Origin of the sequence: Vibrio pomeroyi (assembly GCA_041879425.1) — a bacterium.
Lineage (GTDB): Bacteria > Pseudomonadota > Gammaproteobacteria > Enterobacterales > Vibrionaceae > Vibrio > Vibrio pomeroyi_A.
Genome location: CP090854.1, coordinates 813,327 through 830,706, shown reverse-complemented (window position 1 = coordinate 830,706; position 17,380 = coordinate 813,327). Strand labels below are relative to the sequence as shown.

17 protein-coding genes are annotated in these 17,380 nt (G+C 44.6%); 6 read left to right on the top strand and 11 right to left on the bottom strand.

Going from position 1 to position 17,380, the window contains the following annotated elements; genetic code table 11:
* Positions 1-20 precede the first annotated feature (20 nt).
* The 4 genes from L0992_03665 (at position 21) to lipA (ending at position 3,537) form a co-directional block, all read left to right on the top strand.
* Entirely contained in the window at positions 21-1,202 is a 1,182-nt protein-coding gene (locus L0992_03665; GenBank protein XGB67808.1) for a serine hydrolase, read from the top strand.
* A gap of 231 nt (positions 1,203-1,433) precedes the next feature.
* Positions 1,434-1,712, top strand: a complete 279-nt coding sequence (gene ybeD / locus L0992_03660) for a DUF493 family protein YbeD (GenBank protein XGB68685.1) — start codon at positions 1,434-1,436, stop codon at positions 1,710-1,712.
* Positions 1,713-1,907: 195 nt separating this feature from the next.
* Complete coding sequence (gene lipB / locus L0992_03655) at positions 1,908-2,567, top strand: lipoyl(octanoyl) transferase LipB (protein ID XGB67807.1); 660 nt, start codon at positions 1,908-1,910, stop codon at positions 2,565-2,567.
* A gap of 4 nt (positions 2,568-2,571) precedes the next feature.
* Positions 2,572-3,537 carry a lipoyl synthase gene (gene lipA / locus L0992_03650; protein ID XGB67806.1) on the top strand — a complete coding sequence of 322 codons (966 nt, stop codon included), beginning with the start codon at positions 2,572-2,574 and terminating at the stop codon, positions 3,535-3,537.
* 162 nt (positions 3,538-3,699) lie between these two features.
* Here lipA and L0992_03645 read toward each other — a convergent pair whose 3' ends face one another.
* The 3 genes from L0992_03645 to L0992_03635 all read right to left on the bottom strand — a co-directional run bounded on the left by L0992_03645 (position 3,700) and on the right by L0992_03635 (position 6,676).
* Positions 3,700-5,061, bottom strand: coding sequence for a sodium-dependent transporter (locus L0992_03645; GenBank protein ID XGB67805.1), 1,362 nt, complete (start codon positions 5,059-5,061; stop codon positions 3,700-3,702).
* A gap of 276 nt (positions 5,062-5,337) precedes the next feature.
* Positions 5,338-6,114 (bottom strand): YggN family protein, encoded by a 777-nt coding sequence (locus L0992_03640; protein XGB67804.1) that lies wholly within the window; start codon positions 6,112-6,114, stop codon positions 5,338-5,340.
* Positions 6,115-6,202: 88 nt separating this feature from the next.
* A complete protein-coding gene (locus L0992_03635; protein XGB67803.1) occupies positions 6,203-6,676 on the bottom strand; it encodes a GreA/GreB family elongation factor in 474 nt (157 codons plus the stop codon).
* Between the two features lie 145 nt (positions 6,677-6,821).
* Here L0992_03635 and L0992_03630 point away from each other — a divergent pair, with 145 nt between their 5' ends.
* Positions 6,822-8,756, top strand: a complete 1,935-nt coding sequence (locus tag L0992_03630) for a RecQ family ATP-dependent DNA helicase (GenBank protein ID XGB67802.1) — start codon at positions 6,822-6,824, stop codon at positions 8,754-8,756.
* A 64-nt stretch (positions 8,757-8,820) separates the two neighbouring features.
* Here the strand turns inward: L0992_03630 and dinB are convergent, their stop codons facing one another.
* Positions 8,821-9,897: a DNA polymerase IV gene (gene dinB, locus L0992_03625; protein ID XGB67801.1), complete on the bottom strand. Its 1,077-nt coding sequence runs from the start codon at positions 9,895-9,897 to the stop codon at positions 8,821-8,823.
* Positions 9,898-10,059: 162 nt separating this feature from the next.
* Between dinB and L0992_03620 the strand changes: the two genes are divergently transcribed.
* Positions 10,060-11,301, top strand: coding sequence for a diguanylate cyclase (locus L0992_03620; protein ID XGB67800.1), 1,242 nt, complete (start codon positions 10,060-10,062; stop codon positions 11,299-11,301).
* Between the two features lie 135 nt (positions 11,302-11,436).
* Here the strand turns inward: L0992_03620 and nqrM are convergent, their stop codons facing one another.
* The 7 genes from nqrM to L0992_03585 all read right to left on the bottom strand — a co-directional run bounded on the left by nqrM (position 11,437) and on the right by L0992_03585 (position 17,380).
* A complete protein-coding gene (gene nqrM / locus L0992_03615; GenBank protein XGB67799.1) occupies positions 11,437-11,691 on the bottom strand; it encodes a (Na+)-NQR maturation NqrM in 255 nt (84 codons plus the stop codon).
* Positions 11,692-11,707: 16 nt separating this feature from the next.
* On the bottom strand, positions 11,708-12,712 hold the full coding sequence (locus tag L0992_03610; GenBank protein XGB67798.1) for an FAD:protein FMN transferase: 1,005 nt from the start codon (positions 12,710-12,712) through the stop codon (positions 11,708-11,710).
* Between the two features lie 174 nt (positions 12,713-12,886).
* Positions 12,887-14,113 carry an NADH:ubiquinone reductase (Na(+)-transporting) subunit F gene (gene nqrF, locus L0992_03605; GenBank protein XGB67797.1) on the bottom strand — a complete coding sequence of 409 codons (1,227 nt, stop codon included), beginning with the start codon at positions 14,111-14,113 and terminating at the stop codon, positions 12,887-12,889.
* Between the two features lie 29 nt (positions 14,114-14,142).
* Positions 14,143-14,739, bottom strand: coding sequence for an NADH:ubiquinone reductase (Na(+)-transporting) subunit E (gene nqrE, locus L0992_03600; GenBank protein XGB67796.1), 597 nt, complete (start codon positions 14,737-14,739; stop codon positions 14,143-14,145).
* 7 nt (positions 14,740-14,746) lie between these two features.
* The gene (locus tag L0992_03595; protein XGB67795.1) at positions 14,747-15,379 is read right to left on the bottom strand and encodes an NADH:ubiquinone reductase (Na(+)-transporting) subunit D; all 633 of its coding nucleotides are present in this window, start codon (positions 15,377-15,379) and stop codon (positions 14,747-14,749) included.
* Positions 15,379-16,146, bottom strand: coding sequence for a Na(+)-translocating NADH-quinone reductase subunit C (locus L0992_03590; protein XGB67794.1), 768 nt, complete (start codon positions 16,144-16,146; stop codon positions 15,379-15,381). Before L0992_03590 ends, L0992_03595 begins: the two co-directional genes overlap by 1 nt.
* Positions 16,136-17,380, bottom strand: a complete 1,245-nt coding sequence (locus tag L0992_03585) for an NADH:ubiquinone reductase (Na(+)-transporting) subunit B (protein XGB67793.1) — start codon at positions 17,378-17,380, stop codon at positions 16,136-16,138. The genes L0992_03590 and L0992_03585 overlap by 11 nt, the downstream gene beginning before the upstream one ends.

Here is a 17,380-nt window from a genome sequence, read left to right as displayed (position 1 = left end):
ACCAAATAATTGCATTCAAAATGATTAAATCTAATAAACTTGTTAAATCGATTTTTGCTACTTCTGTTGCGCTTTCTGCAACGATAGCTACATCGTCATTCGCCGCTCCTATTGTTGTTCCTGATGCACCTCAAATCGCCGCTAAAGGTTTTGTTCTGATGGATTACCATTCAGGCAAAGTACTAGCAGAGAAAGAGATGAATACTCAACTTTCTCCAGCAAGTTTAACCAAGATGATGACGAGCTACGTGATCGGCCAAGAGCTTGATCGTGGCAACATCAACCTAAACGACGATGTTGTAATCAGTGAAAATGCTTGGGCTAAAAACTTCCCAGATTCATCTAAGATGTTCGTTGAAGTAGGTACAACGGTTAAAGTTGAAGAACTAAACCGCGGTATCATCATTCAATCAGGTAACGATGCTTGTGTTGCAATGGCTGAACACATTGCTGGCTCTGAAGATGCATTCGTTGACCTAATGAACGCTTGGGCAAGCTCTATCGGCATGAAAGACACGCACTTTGCTAACGTGCACGGTCTAGACAACCCGAACCTATACTCAACGCCTTACGATATGGCGCTACTTGGTCAGGCGCTAATTCGCGACGTTCCTGATGAGTACCGTATCTACTCAGAGAAAAAATTCACTTACAACGGCATCACCCAATACAACCGTAACGGTCTGTTGTGGGATAAGAGCATGAACGTTGACGGCATCAAAACTGGTCATACAAGCAACGCAGGTTACAGCCTAGTAAGCTCAGCAACAGAAGGTAAAATGCGCCTAGTTGCGGTTGTAATGGGTACTAAGAATGCGAACGCTCGTAAAACAGAAAGCAAAAAGCTTCTTAGCTACGGTTTCCGTTTCTTCGAAACAGTGGCACCGCACACAGCTGGTGAAACCTTCGTAGAAGAGAAAATCTGGATGGGTAGCAAGGACACTGTTGCACTAGGTGTCGACGAAGATACTTTCGTAACTCTACCTCGTGGCCAAGCTAAGAACCTAAAAGCAAGCTTTGTACTTGAGAAAGAGCTAGAAGCGCCAATCAGCAAAGGCGATGTGGTTGGTAAACTATTCTACCAAGTTGATGGTGAAGATGTTGCGGAATACCCGCTACTAGCACTTGAAGACGTAGACCAAGGCAGCCTATTTAGCCGTCTGTGGGATTACCTAGTACTGCTGTTCAAAGGCTTATTCTAAGTAAGTAAAAGGTTTGTCCTAAACAAAACCTAAGCTTATCGGAAAGCTAACCTAATGAGTAAGTTCATTATTTACTCATTAACGAAACCAAAGCCGCCATGTGCGGCTTTTGTTGATCTTGAGTTCGGTGATATTTACACGTAATATTCCGCCTTATTACTCGTGTCTGTAGACCGAACACGCTTTTTATCGACTATCGCCAATTTGCGAGAGTCTAGCCTTTTGGAGCTAATCATGAACATCAATTCTGATGCAAAACTAAAAGACCTCTTAGAGTTCCCTTGTTCATTCACTTACAAAGTAATGGGCCACGCTAAGCCAGAACTGACTGAGCTAGTACTAGAAGTGATCCAGCGTCATGCTCCTGGTGACTACAGCCCAACGCTAAAACCGAGTGCGAAAGGTAACTACCACTCTGTTTCTATCAATATTACTGCGACGTCAATTGAGCAGGTAGAAACACTATACAAAGAACTGGGCGAGATCGAAATCGTTCGTATGGTTCTGTAATCTTCGATTACGCATGAAAAACAGCGGCTTATTGCCGCTGTTTTTGTTTAAAGCACAGTATCGACACCAAATTCATTCAACTTAATTTTAAATAAATACAAAGAAAGTTGAAAAACCTTGCAGTCCGTCTGTAGTTAGAATCATGTTTCGCGTTTATAATGCGTTCACTTTATTAATCCTTGAGGGAGTGCCGCTTTGCAAAATAAGCTAATCGTAAAAAAATTAGGCCGTCAGGATTATGAACCTGTATGGAAAGCCATGCATAAGTTCACAGACGAACGCACGGAAGAAGACGTAGACCAAGTTTGGTTGGTTGAACACAACCCTGTCTTCACTCAAGGACAAGCAGGCAAAGCTGAGCATGTTTTAAATGCCGGTGATATCCCTGTGATACAAAGCGATCGCGGTGGCCAAGTGACTTATCACGGCCCAGGTCAGTTAGTTGCTTACTTTCTGATTAACATTCGCCGCAAGAAATTCGGAGTACGTGATTTGGTTACTCATATCGAGAACCTCGTAATCAATACTCTGAAAGCTTACAATATAGATTCAGCTGCCCGACCTGACGCTCCTGGTGTTTATGTCGATGGCAAGAAAATCTGTTCACTCGGATTGCGTATTCGACGTGGCTGCTCGTTCCATGGGCTAGCACTTAACGTTGATATGGATCTGTCTCCATTCCTACGTATTAACCCATGTGGTTATCAAGGAATGGAAATGGCACAGGTCAGCCAACTTGGCGGACCAAGTGAACTAGAAAACGTTGAGCAACAGTTAATACAAGAGCTCGTAGAGCTACTCGGCTATGACCAAGTAGACATTCAAGCCACCAGTAACATTACAGCAGAAGCATAAAATCATGAGCAAACCAATCCAAATGGAAAAAGGCGTTAAATATCGTGACGCTGACAAAATGGCATTAATTCCCGTAAAGAATATGCCTGCTGAACAGAAAGAAGTTCTACGTAAGCCTGAATGGATGAAGATTAAACTTCCTTCAGACAGCCATCGTATCCAAGAAATCAAATCAGCAATGCGCAAAAACAACCTGCACTCAGTTTGTGAAGAAGCGTCTTGCCCTAACCTAGCCGAGTGTTTCAACCACGGTACGGCAACGTTTATGATTCTTGGCGCTATCTGTACTCGTCGCTGCCCGTTCTGTGATGTTGCCCATGGTCGTCCAGTTGCTCCTGAAGCAGAAGAGCCGAAGAAACTGGCTAAGACAATTAAAGACATGAAGCTGAAGTACGTGGTAATCACTTCAGTTGACCGCGATGACTTGCGTGACGGCGGTGCTCAGCACTTTGCTGACTGTAACCGTGAGATTCGCGAGCTAAACCCAAATATTCGTATCGAAACACTGGTACCAGACTTCCGCGGTCGTATGGACGTTGCGCTTGACCTAATGAAAGACAACCCGCCAGATGTTTTCAACCACAACCTAGAGACAGCGCCACGCCTATACCGTAAAGCGCGCCCGGGTGCGAACTACAAATGGTCTCTAGATCTACTGAAGAAGTTCAAAGAACAGCACCCAGATATCCCAACAAAGTCTGGTGTAATGATGGGCCTTGGTGAGACGAAAGAAGAGATCGTTCAAGTACTGAAAGATCTTCGCGAACACGGTGTAACTATGTTGACATTAGGTCAATACCTAGCACCAAGCCGTCACCACTTGCCAGTAGAGCGCTACGTGCCACCTTCAGAGTTCGACGAGCTGAAAGAGATTGCTCTTGAACTTGGCTTCACACACGCTGCATGTGGTCCGTTTGTACGTTCTTCTTACCACGCAGATCTACAAGCTCAAGGTATGGAAATTAAGTAAGCAATTACTTAACTCTCCTCTATTTTAAAGGCGCATCCCCTCGGGTATGCGCCTTTTTAGTATCGACAGACCGTCACGTTACATCACCATAGTTCCTATACAACAAAGCCGCTCTAAGAGAGCGGCTTTGTTAAATTAAGACGAGTGAACAATTATGGCCAATTAACCGAAAGAAGCCCAGATTACCGTTGCGACTAAGATTGGGCACACGAACTTCACATACATCGGCCAAACCTTACCAAACCAGCCAAGCTGAAAATCAGGGCAACCTTGCTCAAGCTCTTTCACTTTTGAAGCTCGGCTCCACACCCAACCACCAAACAGACAGAACATCAATGCGGCGATCGGTTGAAGGTATTGAGTCGCTATCATCGCCACCATGCCAAACATCGCAGCAAAGTTGTAAACAATTACCACACTGAACAGTGCGATAGCACCACCAATCACCCAACTTGTTGGCGTTCTTCTGGTATTGAAGCGCTCACTCACTAGCGCTACCGGGCCTTCTAGCATTGAGATAGAAGAAGTCAGTGCGGCAATCGTTAGCAACAAGAAGAAAACAATCGCAAAGATCTGACCAAGCACACCTAAGCTATCAAACATCAAAGGCAGAACTGTAAACACTAGCGTGTCAGAACTTAACAGCGAGCCATCTTCTGCGTAGATTTGAACGCCTTTTTGCATCGCAACAAACATCGCAGGCATAACCACTAGGCCCGCAATAAAGGCAACAGCAGTATCAACCAAGGTTACGTTCATCGCCATTTTTGGCAGGTTCTCTTTCTTACTTAAGTAAGAGCCATAAACCAACATTGAACAGCCACCAATGGTTAGCGAGAAGAAGCCTTGTCCCATCGCTGCTAGAATCAGCTTTCTATCCCACACTTTCTCAAAGTCTGGCACTAGGTAATGTTTTAAGCCTTCCATCGCGCCAGCTTGCGTCATGATGTAGACAAACAATAGGCCGAACAATACAAACAGTGCCGGCATTAAGCGCGTCGACCACTTCTCGATACCTTGCTTAACACCGCCCTGTACAATCAAAATTGTCAGTACGTAGAACGCAACTGTACCAAAGACATTACGCTCAACGCTGAAGCCTTTAAACCAATCCGCAATCGCCTCTAGGCCAATCAGATCTGCAACAGCGCCGATTAGGAAGCAGATCAACCAACCGCCGACAATGCTATAAAACGCTAATACTGCGCTTGGAACACTGAGACCAATCCAACCAACAAATTCACCGACTTTCTTGCCTAGCGGGTTAGCCGTTAGTGAACGCATACTATCGACTGGGTTCGCTTGGCCGTGGCGGCCGATAGCCATCTCAACCACCAGCATAGGGAAAGCAACCACGAAGATCATGATTAGGTAAACAAGCAGAAAAGCACCACCGCCATTGCTCGCAACTTGAGTTGGGAAGCCCCAAATATTACCCAAACCAACAGCTGCACCAGCCGCTGCTAAAATAAAACCCAAACGAGAACTAAATAGCTCTCTTGAAGAGGAAGATTGTTGGTCCATATTGCCCGCATAAAAATCAGTGAACTAGTTGAGAAGTACAATAATCAAAAGCAATGATAGACACAACCAATAAATGAGCAATTCTCTAATTTTTACAATCAATACGCTATTTAGAACCACAAAATTAACAACAACCCAGTTCGATAGTTTTTCAACTACAGACACCAAAGGATTATCAACAGATTCCAGCCGCAAAATTGATACTTATCATTGAGTGAACAATACAAACAAAAAGAGCACCAACTGGTGCTCTTGCTATTCATCACTAGACTCGAATTAAATCGTGAATACTTGGTAATCTTTCAGGTTCGGAATGATTTCATGCAGTTCTTGCTCTTGTTCTGCCATCTCATCAAGTGAATCACAGAACTCAGTGCCTTCTTCTTGCATTTGCTGAGCATGTTCCTTCATTCGCTCTTCAACTTTAAGCTTGAGATCCGCCATGCTGTCGGCCAGTTCAGTCAGGTTTAGCCCACCCTCTTGCTTCATCTTTTCAGACATCGCATTGAAAGCACTCGAGATAAACTCTTGGTTAAAGATCTCCTTAGCTTTCTCGAAATCTTCAGACCAGCCATTGGCCATCGAGTCGAAACTGTCTGCTGGTAGTACTAGCTCACCACCTTTGTAGTAACGCGCCTCCAGTTCAGCAAAATACGTCTTCATTGACTCTTTTACATTATCAAACGACTCAGGCGAATCTAGGCTAGCGGCAATATCATCAATAACGTCATTGGCTAATGCTAAGCTCTCGTTAGCCATTTGCTTTGCGCGAGGTAAATACTCACTCATGCTGTCACGATACTTCTCTATCGCGGCTTGTTGGTCAGCATCGAGCTCAACTTTCTCGCCATGGATATAGAGGTCATTGTTTTCATCGAAGACCGCAGTATCGCCATTCACCTGATGGATTTCGACTTTCTGGTCATCGATTCGTAATTCATTCTTCAAATCAACTCGACACTGCGCTGCAAACGTTGGCAGGCTCACAACAGCAATAACCGCTGTTAGTGATGCAATTAATACATTATTTTTCATAAATACATTGCTTTTCATAACATCCTCTCATCAATCTGACAAATTACTATACCTTGGGTTTATGCTTCTTTGTCAGAGAAACGTTTTATATCTATTAGCCAGTTAGTTAGTCGATAGATATAACTTCGTAGCAAAACTGTTTATCAGCGACCTTAAACTCAATTTCATCGCCAACTTCTTTACCCATCAGAGCCTGACCAAACGGCGCGTTCGCGGTCACGATAGCAACTTCATGATCATTCCACATAACAGAGAGTCCACCAACTCTCGGCCCCATGAAAAAGTGTTTATATTGGTTATGCTCGTCAATCACCACCACATAACTGCTCACCGTAATCTTTTCACTGTCACGCAATACAAGGTTTCGGTAACACTGAATATCATCTTCACACTCTTGCACTCTCACCGCTTGTCCATGCGCAAGATACGAGGCTTCTAGAGCTAAGGTGTCGTACTTGTGTTCTGGTACTGTCTCTTCATCGGTCGCGGCGTCAATGGCACGCTGGGTAGCGGACTGCGCGATACGTAATCGGGTTTCGAGTTGCTCAATGATTATTTGTAGAAGCTCAGACTTATTCATACTATTGGGGTGCTTTTCTATAGGAGCTACAGAATAGAATTAGGTACAATCAGGTGCAAGACATTTGATTCAACGAGCGACGCTATCATGAATAGACGCCCGCTTTAGCATCAATACGACACTTATTAAATCAGGTAGAACATAAATGATTGAGCAGAAGCTAAAACAAGTATTCGGATTCGATTCACTGCGAAACGGACAAAAGCAAGTCATTGATAATGTTCTATCTGGTCACTCGACAGCCGCGATATTCCCAACGGGATCAGGCAAGTCGCTTTGCTACCAATTGCCAGCATTAGAGCTTCCTCATTTAACCTTGGTGATATCACCACTATTAGCGCTAATGAAAGATCAACTCAGCTTCTTACACAGTAAAGGCATCAGCGCGGCTGCCATCGAATCAAGCCAAGACAGACAAACCACACAACAGGTTATGCAGTCGGTACGTAACGGTGACACAAAAATCCTAATGATCTCGGTTGAACGCTTGAAGAACGAACGCTTTCGTCAGTTTATCTCCCAAGTGCCTATCTCGTTACTTGTGGTCGATGAGGCGCACTGTATCTCTGAATGGGGTCACAACTTCAGACCAGACTACCTAAAACTTCCTCAATACCAAAAACAACTGAATATTCCTCAAGTGCTATTGCTCACGGCAACCGCGACGACCTCTGTTATCCAAGATATGAAGTCTAAGTTTGATATCGATGAAGAACGCGTTGTGGTTACTGGCTTCTATCGTCAGAACCTAGACCTTTCAATTCAACCTTGCGAACAAGCCAGCAAACTAGAAACCTTGTGTAATGTCGTTAACCAAGCTTCTCTCGCTCCAACTATTGTGTATGTCACTCTTCAACAAACAGCAGAGATGGTCGCTCAGCAGCTTCGTAATGCTGGCGTAAATGCCGTGGCTTATCATGCCGGCCTTAAGCCAGAAAACAGAGACGCCATCCAACATCAATTCATGAGTGATGACGTCAACTGTATCGTGGCAACCATTGCATTTGGTATGGGTGTCGACAAGTCAAATATTCGCCGAGTGATTCACTTTGACTTACCAAAATCGATAGAGAACTACTCACAAGAGATAGGAAGAGCTGGCCGTGATGGACAAGCTTCTGAGTGTATCTTGCTCGCGAACAAACACGGCTTGAGCACACTAGAGAACTTCGTCTTTGGCGATACGCCAGACAACATATCGATCCAGGCAGTATTAAAAGAGATCTACGAAAACCAAAACAGTAATGCTTCAGGTTCGAATCAATGGGAGATCATGCTTAATCAGCTATCGCGTGAATCCAACATTCGTCAGCTACCGCTTAAAACACTGCTGGTTTACCTCGAAATTGAAGGAGTGATTGAGCCGAAGTACAGCTACTTCGCGGATTACAAATTTAAGTTCATTCGCCCTAAACAGCAGATCTGCGAGCAGTTCCAAGGCGAACGTCGTAATTTCGTAGAAGCGATTTTCCAATGTTCACCACAAGCGAGAGTCTGGTGCCAAATCGACTTCGAGGCGCTTTGGACTCACTTCCAAGCGGATCGCCAACGAGTTATCGCGGCTATTGATTACTTCAACGAACAGGGTTGGATTGAGCTAGAAAGCAAACAGATCACGGATGTCTACGCGATTCACAATACCTCTGAAGATATGATGCAATTATCTGAGCGATTAACTGAGTTGTTTAAGGCAAAAGAGAACAGTGAAATCAATCGTCTTAATCAGATGCTGAGCTTCTTTGAAGCCGACACCTGTCTAAGCTCGCGCCTTGCAAGTTACTTTGCTGATGACAAAGCGCCAACCAAGTGTGGTCACTGTTCTGTATGTCGCGGTCAAGTAGCAACCTTACCTACCGTTGATGTTGAGCCTGTTGATGATGAAACAGTAATGACATGGATTCACGAGTTCATTTCAGCAAGCCAACAATTGATTACCGATGAAGCGATTACTCGTTTTCTATGTGGAATCGCCACCCCACTTTCAACCAAGCTTAAAGCGAGCAAAATGGTCGGCTACGGTAAGTTAGAGCAACAACCATTCAGTGATACCTTAGCAAAAGTGAAGCAGCTTCCTAGGTAGCCCTTACCTATAAAAAACCGACTAGGCTATGAAGCTTAGTCGGTTGCCATCTAGATCATTACCTTTAAAAAAAGCTCAGCTGACGCATCTGGTCTTTGGGTTGTAGCATCACACTTAGGCCAAGTAGGCGAATTTCTCGTCCTTGTTGTCTTTTCAGTATTTCACTCAAGAGCTCTTTGAAATGTTCGCGGTCGAGTGAAGCATGTATGTGTTCGATAGTGGTTTGCTGAAAGTCTGCAAACTTGAGTTTTATACCCTGCTTTATGATCGCTTTACTTGGGCTAGCCTTTTCTAAGCGAGTTTCGAGCTCAGGAAACAACTTGTCTTCTATCACCTGCCAACATTCAGCATAGGTCGATATATTTTGGGTAAAGGTTCGCTCAACGCCTACCGACTTTCTTTCACGCTCAATGATGACTTCTCGGTCATCAATGCCATGGCTACGCTTCCAAAGTGACGCACCTTGGCGGCCAAACTTGAGAAGCAGGTCGCGATAGTCAGATTCCTTAATGTCCTTACAAGTAAAGAAACCCGCTTGATGCAGCTTTTCAATGCTCACCTTGCCGACACCAGGAATTTTTTCGAGGGGTAATTCATCGATCACCGCTTGGACATCTTGAGGAGGGATAACAAATTGCCCATTGGGCTTATTCATATCCGAGGCGACTTTCGCCAAGAACTTTATTGGAGCAATACCTGCGGAAGCCGTTAGATTGAGTTCATTCCAAATATCACGACGAATCGACTCTGCGATGAGCGTCGCCGAACCATGACACTGTTTTGAATCAGTCACATCAAGAAACGCTTCATCCAAAGAAAGCGGCTCAATCACTGAGGTATATCGAGAAAAGATTTCGCGGATCTTCTTAGATATCTCGACATAGACTGACATTCTACCCGGCACAACCAACAAATTAGGGCAAAGTTGCAGCGCTTTACCAGTAGGCATAGCAGAACGAACGCCAAACTTACGCGCTTCGTAGTTGCACGTGCTCAACACGCCGCGTTGTTTTTCATGGCCACCCACTGCAAGCGGTCGATTTCGGTAAGATGGGTTGTCTCGAATTTCTACAGCTGCGTAAAAACAATCCATATCGACATGGATTATTTTTCTGACTTTCTCTTGGTCCGAACTGCACATTTGGAAATAACTCAACCTTACAACTGTATCTATGAACAGTATAATCAATTATTCTCAGATTTAAAATGATCTGGAGTCCAGCTCAACAGGTTTCACTTCATTCGCCGCCCACTATTCTGATAGTATTGTGAGGAGTATTTAGTCTATGAGTAGGGATAGCTTTTGAGTGAAAAAATACTAGTGGTAGAGGATAGTCGCGCATTCAGAAACTATCTTTACCAGCAATTTAAGAACGATGGCTATGAAGTTGCGCTGGCGGAATCTGTAGAAGAAGCCAAAGCGATCTTAGAGCAAGAAACGGATTTCTTGTGTGCAGTCCTCGACTACTGTTTACCTGACGGCCAAGACGGCGAGATCATTGATCTGGTACTCGGTTACCAGCAAAAGATCATCGTGCTAACCGGCATGTTCAACAACACACTCCGAGAGCAAGTTCTTGCCAAAGGTGTGCTTGATTACATCCTCAAAGACAGCATGTCATCAGTCAGCTACTTGCTTCCTCTGGTTAATCGAATCTCCAATAATCGCCACCATAAAGCGCTGGTCGTTGATGATTCTGCTGTGGTTCGCCGATATGTTGTCCAGCTCCTCGAACATCAATATATTCAAACCGTTCAAGCGGAAGACGGTGAGCAAGCACTCACGCTTCTTCAGAACGATCCTGATATCACTTTTGTTGTGACCGACCATGATATGCCGAATAAAGATGGCATTTCGATGACCCGCGATATTCGAGTCCATCACGACCGTAATCAACTCGCGATTCTAGGATTGTCTGGTAGCGATGATCGCACCATGACGGCACGCTTCCTCAAAGCTGGTGCTAACGACTTCCTATATAAACCTTTCAACCAAGAAGAGTTTTTCTGTCGCATCCACCAATTGTTGGATATGAAAGAAGCCACTAATGAACTGTTTCGTCATGCCAATGAGGATGCCCTTACCGGATTATGGAACCGTCGTTACCTGTTCAATCAAACGTGTAAAGGTTGTGAGCAGCGCAGTATCGCCATGATGGATATCGACTTCTTCAAGAAAGTGAACGACACCTACGGTCATGATGGTGGTGATGCTGTACTGGTAGAAGTCGGCAAGATCATCAAAGACCACTTTAAAGATGATGTTGCGGTTCGTTTCGGTGGTGAAGAGTTTTGCATTCAATCATGTGGTCCATTTGAAGACTTCGTCGAAACGTTAGAGTCGATGCGAGTAGCAATACAAAACCAAGACGTCATTCATGATTCACAGCTAATCAAGGTCACGATGAGTATAGGAGTCACTGACTTGGTTGGCAGCTTAGATGAACAAATCAAAGCCGCTGACGAACTGCTCTATACCGCAAAAGAGCAAGGCAGAAACCAGTTAGTATGCGCTCGCAATAATCTTCAACTCGTTAACGAGTAGCTCCAATACTCTAGGAATTTAATACAGATAATTGTGTGACACTAAGAAAGTGTAGAAACGAAAAGAGCCCAAGGCGTTAACCTTGGGCTCTTTGCTTTTTGGGGAGCCGAATTAGCTCCTAATCAGCATCGCCAATTAAGCGATACGATCTTTGTTCCAAGCCGCTTCTTTTTGTTGACGCTCCGCAAGCTTCTCTTCGCGGTATGCTTCGCGTGCTTCACGTTTTTTACGTGCATCACAAGGTTCTGGGCAGTTACATACTTTATCAATGCCAACCGCACCCAAGCCACCACAGCTGCCTTTCACAACTTTCTTTTGGATAATGTAGCCAATCGACATTGCTGTGATCACTGCTAGAAAAACACCAAATGTAATCAGAAATGTATTCATAATTATCTCGCTTACCTTATTTACCTAAGTATGGCTTAAATGCTTCAGAAGCAATCTCTTTAAAGCCATCTGCTGTTTTTACCACCATGAACACAGGGATGTTATGTTGGTTTGCGACTTCCATTCCTTTCTCCTCACCTAAGACCATAAGGCCAGTAGATAAGCCGTCTGCAGTCATTGAAGACGGGTTTAAAACAGTCACAGAAACCACTTTATGATGAAGAGGCTTTCCTGTTTCTGGGTTGATGATGTGTGAGTAACGAACACCATCATGCTCAAAGTAGTTACGGTAATCACCCGATGTTGCGATTGCCATATCACCCGGTTCGATGATCTCTTGAATGTTGCGTTCATCGACACTTGGCTTTTCGATAGCAATACGCCAGCCTACACTTTCACGGTTTAGGCCTTTCAGACGGATTTCACCACCGACTTCAACCATGTAGTTATGAATGCCAATTGAATCAAGGTAGTCAGCAACCACATCCACACCCCAACCTTTTGCGATAGTTGAAAGGTCAACATACAGGTTCGGTAAATCTTTAGTCAGCTTATTGCCTTCAACACTTAGGTGGTGAATGCCCACTTTTGCTTTACGAGCTGCCAGTTCTTCATCTGTTGGCACCACTTCAGGGCGCGCTTCAGGACCAAAACCCCAAAGGTTAACTAATGGACCAACCGTCACATCCAATGCACCTTCAGTAAGACCGTTCAAACGAATCGCTTCTTTCACAACAGTCGCAGTTTGTTCCGATACTTCGAAAGCATCCGCGCCTTTGTGTTGGTTAAAGCGGCTCAGTTCAGAGTCTTCACGGTAGGTCGACATCTGGTCGTTCACTTCTTCAAGTAGACGATCGATCTCGGTATGAACTTCATTAGACTCAGGAAATTCATCACCGTTGATGTATTTAATATTGTAGCTAGTACCCATTGTTGGGCCACTTAAATGCACTTGCTCTCTTGGCTGTTCACAGCCCGCAAGAAAAATCAAAGAAGTTAATGCAACAAGCCAAATTCTCACTTGCTTACTCCTGTCTAATGTTGAGGATTTATATAAGGAAAAATAAGAGTAAAAAATAGGTCTTTCGAATACCTTACTCTTTCTTATATAAGTCAGTATGTTGTCAAAAGCAGTCTTAGAAAAACAAATGGCTGACTCGCAGGAGTCAGCCATAATATCAATCACTTAAGTGGATTAACCACCGAAGTCATCTAGTAGGATGTTTTCATCTTCTACACCAAGATCTTTCAGCATGCCGATAACAGCAGCGTTCATCATTGGTGGACCACACATGTAGTACTCACAGTCTTCAGGAGCTTCGTGATCCTTCAGGTAGTTTTCGTACAATACGTTGTGGATGAAACCAGTGTAACCGTCCCAGTTGTCCTCTGGTTGAGGATCAGACAGTGCACAGTGCCACACGAAGTTTTCGTTTGCAGCCGCTAGACCGTCGAAATCTTCAATGTAGAACATCTCACGCTTAGAACGCGCACCGTACCAGTAAGACATCTTACGAGTAGAGTTAAGACGCTTAAGTTGGTCGAAGATATGTGAACGCATTGGCGCCATACCTGCACCGCCACCGATGAATACCATTTCATTGTCTGTGTCTTTAGCAAAGAACTCACCAAATGGACCAGAAATAGTACATTTGTCGCCTTCTTTAAGAGACCAGATGTATGAAGACATCACACCAGGAGCTACATCAGGGTTGTTTGGCGGCGGAGTTGCGATACGCACGTTAAGCTTGATGATGCCTTTCTCTTCTGGGTATGAAGCCATAGAGTAAGCACGGATCGAATGCTCTTTAACGATAGACTCGTAACGGAACAAGTTGAACTTATCCCAGTCACCACGGTATTCCTCAGGAATATCGTAATCTGCGTATTTCACGTGATGTGGTTCAGCTTCAATCTGAATGTAACCACCCGCGCGGAACGGAACTTCTTCACCTTCAGGGATTGCTAGTGCAAGTTCTTTGATGAAAGTAGCTTCGTTGTTATTCGAGATAACAGTACATTCCCACTTTTTAACACCAAAGATATCTTCGTCTAGTTCAATCTCCATGTCAGTTTTCATAGCAACTTGACATGCAAGACGTTCGCCTTCGCGAGCTTCGCCTTTTGTGATGTGATCAAGTTCAGTTGGTAGGATGTCGCCACCACCAGACTTAACTTTTACACGACACTGACCACAAGAGCCACCGCCACCACAAGCAGAAGATACGAAGATACCAGCGCCAGCTAGGGCACCAAGTAGCTTGCTACCAGGTTGAGTAACGATCGCCTTTTCAGGGTCGCCGTTTACAGCAATAGTGATGTCACCTGATGGTACCAGCTTAGATTTAGCGAAAAGAATCACTAGCACTAGAGCCAATACAATAATGGTAAACATCGCTACGCCAAGAATAATGCTTTGCATTTGTTATTCCTTATTACTGGGTGCTTACCCTACAGTTGAACACCAGAGAAAGACATAAAGCCTAACGCCATCAGACCAACAGTAATGAACGTGATACCAAGGCCACGAAGACCTGGAGGTACGTCAGAGTACTTCATCTTCTCACGGATACCCGCAAGAGCAACGATAGCTAACATCCAACCCACACCAGAACCGAAGCCGTAAACAACAGATTCAGCAAAGTTGTAGTCACGAGTTACCATGAAAGATACACCACCAAAGATTGCACAGTTAACTGTGATCAGTGGAAGGAAGATACCTAGTGCGTTGTACAAAGGTGGGAAGAAACGGTCTAGAACCATCTCTAGGATTTGTACAAGTGCCGCGATAACACCGATGAATGCGATGAAGTTAAGGAAACTTAAATCGACACCTTCAACAAGCGCGTTTTCTTTTAGGATGTGCGTGTAAACAAGGTTGTTTACAGGAACAGCGATTGTAAGTACTACAACTACCGCAACACCAAGACCAAAAGAAGTTTTAACTTTCTTAGATACCGCTAGGAATGTACACATACCTAGGAAGAAAGAAAGCGCCATGTTTTCGATGAAAATCGATTTAACTAGCAGACTAATATAATGTTCCATGACTACCTTACCCCTTCGCTTCTACTTGTTCTGGTTTGAACACACGAATTGCCCAAATCAAGAAACCAATTAGGAAGAATGCAGAAGGTGCTAGAAGCATCAAGCCGTTTGGCTGATACCAACCACCGTTGCTCACTAGAGGTAGTACTTCCATACCAAATAGTTTGCCAGAGCCTAGAAGCTCACGGAAGAAACCAACAGTGATAAGAACGAAACCGTAACCAAGACCGTTACCAAGACCATCGATTAGAGATGGGATTGGCGCAGACTTCATTGCGAATGCTTCAGCACGACCCATTACAATACAGTTAGTAATAATTAGGCCTACGAATACAGATAGCTGCTTAGAGATATCGTATAGGTATGCTTTTAGCACTTGGTCTACCACGATTACTAGTGATGCGATAATTGCCATCTGAACGATGATACGCACACTGTTAGGAATGTGGTTACGGATCAAAGAAACGAAAAAGTTAGACAGAGCAGTAACGAACATTACCGCGATAGTCATAACAAATGCTGTTTCTAGTTTAGTGGTTACCGCAAGAGCAGAACACACACCAAGAACCTGTAGCGCGATTGGGTTGTTGTCCAACACCGGCGCTAAGATGCTCTTTTTAATTTCTTTTGCACTAGACATTAGTTCAGACCTCCGTCACGAACTTTTGCTAGGAACGGACCAAAGCCCATATCACCTAACCAGAAGTCAAATGTATGTTGAACACCAACGCTAGTCAGTGTTGCACCAGAAAGGCCATCTACACCGTGCTCAGAACCTTGAGGAGCGCCACCTTTAACAACCTGAATAGCAGGTTTGTGGTTTTCGTCGAATAATTTCTTACCAACGAATTGAGCGCGCCAAGCTGGGTTCTCAACCTCACCACCAAGTCCAGGAGTTTCACCTTGCTCGTAGTAAGTGATACCAGAAACTGTGTTGCCATCAGTTTCTACCGCAACGAATGCGTACATCATTGACCATAGGCCGTTACCGTGAACAGGGATGATAACTTTAGAAGTTTCAGCGCCATCTTTCACAAGGTATACAGTACCTGTGTTAGCACGACGAAGGATCTTAGCAATGTCTTCTTCAGCTGAAAGCTTGATTGACTGAGCTGGATCTTTTGCCGCTTTACGTTGGTCGTATGCAGCAGCATCGCCGTCAACGAAATCGCCAGTAGCGAAATCAACTAGACGAGGTTCGATGTTCTCTGCGTACAACGCTGGAATATCACCTGCAAGGTCAATGCCCGCAACTTCAAGGATCTTAGTTTGCTGATCCAGAACTGCGTTAGCTTGTTGCTTAGGTTTAAGAACAACTGCAGCTGTTGAAACGATGATTGAGCACACTAGGCTCAATGCGATAACAACAAACAGCGTCTTTTTAATGCTATCGTTATTACTTGCCATAGCGCGCTAGTCTCCGCTTAATGTTCTTCTCGATTACAACGTGGTCAAACAGAGGAGCAAATAGGTTTGCGAACAGAATCGCAAGCATCATGCCTTCTGGGTATGCAGGGTTAACTACACGGATCATTACACACATTGCGCCGATTAGGATGCCGTACCACCACTTACCATTGTTGGTAAATGAAGCTGATACTGGGTCAGTCGCCATGAAGAACATACCGAATGCGAAGCCACCTAGAACTAGGTGCCAGTGCCAAGGCATGCTGAACATTGCGTTAGTATCAGAACCGATCACGTTAAACAGCGTAGACACAGCAATCATACCGATCATTACACCAGCAATGATGCGCCATGAAGCGATACGCATGTAAACGATCATCGCTGCACCAATCATAAGTGCTAGAGTCGATACTTCACCGATAGAACCTGGGATGTTACCAATGAATGCGTCCATCCAAGTGATTGCTTCACCAGATGTAACGTTCATTAGTGCGCTACCGCCGCCTTGAGCCCATTGGCTAAGAGCAGTTGCACCAGAGAAACCGTCTGCAGCAGTCCAAACTACGTCACCTGAAATCTGTGCAGGGTATGCAAAGAATAGGAACGCACGGCCAGCAAGTGCAGGGTTCAGGAAGTTACGCCCCGTACCACCGAAGATCTCTTTCGCTACAACAACACCGAAGGTAATACCTAGTGCTGCTTGCCATAGAGGAAGTGTTGGCGGAACGATAAGCGCGAATAAGATAGAAGTAACAAAGAAACCTTCGTTTACTTCGTGCTTACGCACCATACAGAACAGAACTTCCCAGAAACCACCAACGATGAATACCGTTGCGTAGATAGGTAGGAAGTAAGTCGCACCAAGTAGCATCTTACTGCCAACACCTGCATCGGCTCCTAAGGAGGCGCCAAGCATTTCGGTTAGCCAGTAGTGCCAGTTACCATCGATAACAGATGCTAGTTCAGCGCCTGCGTACATATGGTTAAGTGCTGCGATAGCTTGGCCACCCGCGTTGTACATACCCCAGAACATTGCTGGGAATACCGCGAACCAAACCATGATCATGATACGTTTTAAATCAACGCTATCACGAACGTGCGAGCTTTTCTTTGTAATAAGACCTGGCGTGTAGAACACTGTCGCTGCTGCTTCGTAAAGCGCAAACCACTTCTCGTGTTTACCACCTGGCTCAAAATGATGCTCGATGTCTTCAAGAAACTTTTTAAGGCCCAT

What these genes read in the sequence shown, in the direction of transcription:
- L0992_03665 (XGB67808.1), top strand. Translation starts at nt 21, where the DNA reads ATGATTAAATCTAATAAACTTGTTAAATCGATTTTTGCTACTTCTGTT.
- lipA (XGB67806.1), top strand. Translation starts at nt 2,572, where the DNA reads ATGAGCAAACCAATCCAAATGGAAAAAGGCGTTAAATATCGTGACGCT.
- L0992_03645 (XGB67805.1), bottom strand. Translation starts at nt 5,061, where the DNA reads ATGGACCAACAATCTTCCTCTTCAAGAGAGCTATTTAGTTCTCGTTTG.
- L0992_03640 (XGB67804.1), bottom strand. Translation starts at nt 6,114, where the DNA reads ATGAAAAGCAATGTATTTATGAAAAATAATGTATTAATTGCATCACTA.
- L0992_03635 (XGB67803.1), bottom strand. Translation starts at nt 6,676, where the DNA reads ATGAATAAGTCTGAGCTTCTACAAATAATCATTGAGCAACTCGAAACC.
- L0992_03630 (XGB67802.1), top strand. Translation starts at nt 6,822, where the DNA reads ATGATTGAGCAGAAGCTAAAACAAGTATTCGGATTCGATTCACTGCGA.
- dinB (XGB67801.1), bottom strand. Translation starts at nt 9,897, where the DNA reads ATGTGCAGTTCGGACCAAGAGAAAGTCAGAAAAATAATCCATGTCGAT.
- nqrM (XGB67799.1), bottom strand. Translation starts at nt 11,691, where the DNA reads ATGAATACATTTCTGATTACATTTGGTGTTTTTCTAGCAGTGATCACA.
- nqrF (XGB67797.1), bottom strand. Translation starts at nt 14,113, where the DNA reads ATGCAAAGCATTATTCTTGGCGTAGCGATGTTTACCATTATTGTATTG.
- nqrE (XGB67796.1), bottom strand. Translation starts at nt 14,739, where the DNA reads ATGGAACATTATATTAGTCTGCTAGTTAAATCGATTTTCATCGAAAAC.
- L0992_03595 (XGB67795.1), bottom strand. Translation starts at nt 15,379, where the DNA reads ATGTCTAGTGCAAAAGAAATTAAAAAGAGCATCTTAGCGCCGGTGTTG.
- L0992_03590 (XGB67794.1), bottom strand. Translation starts at nt 16,146, where the DNA reads ATGGCAAGTAATAACGATAGCATTAAAAAGACGCTGTTTGTTGTTATC.
- L0992_03585 (XGB67793.1), bottom strand. Translation starts at nt 17,380, where the DNA reads ATGGGCCTTAAAAAGTTTCTTGAAGACATCGAGCATCATTTTGAGCCA.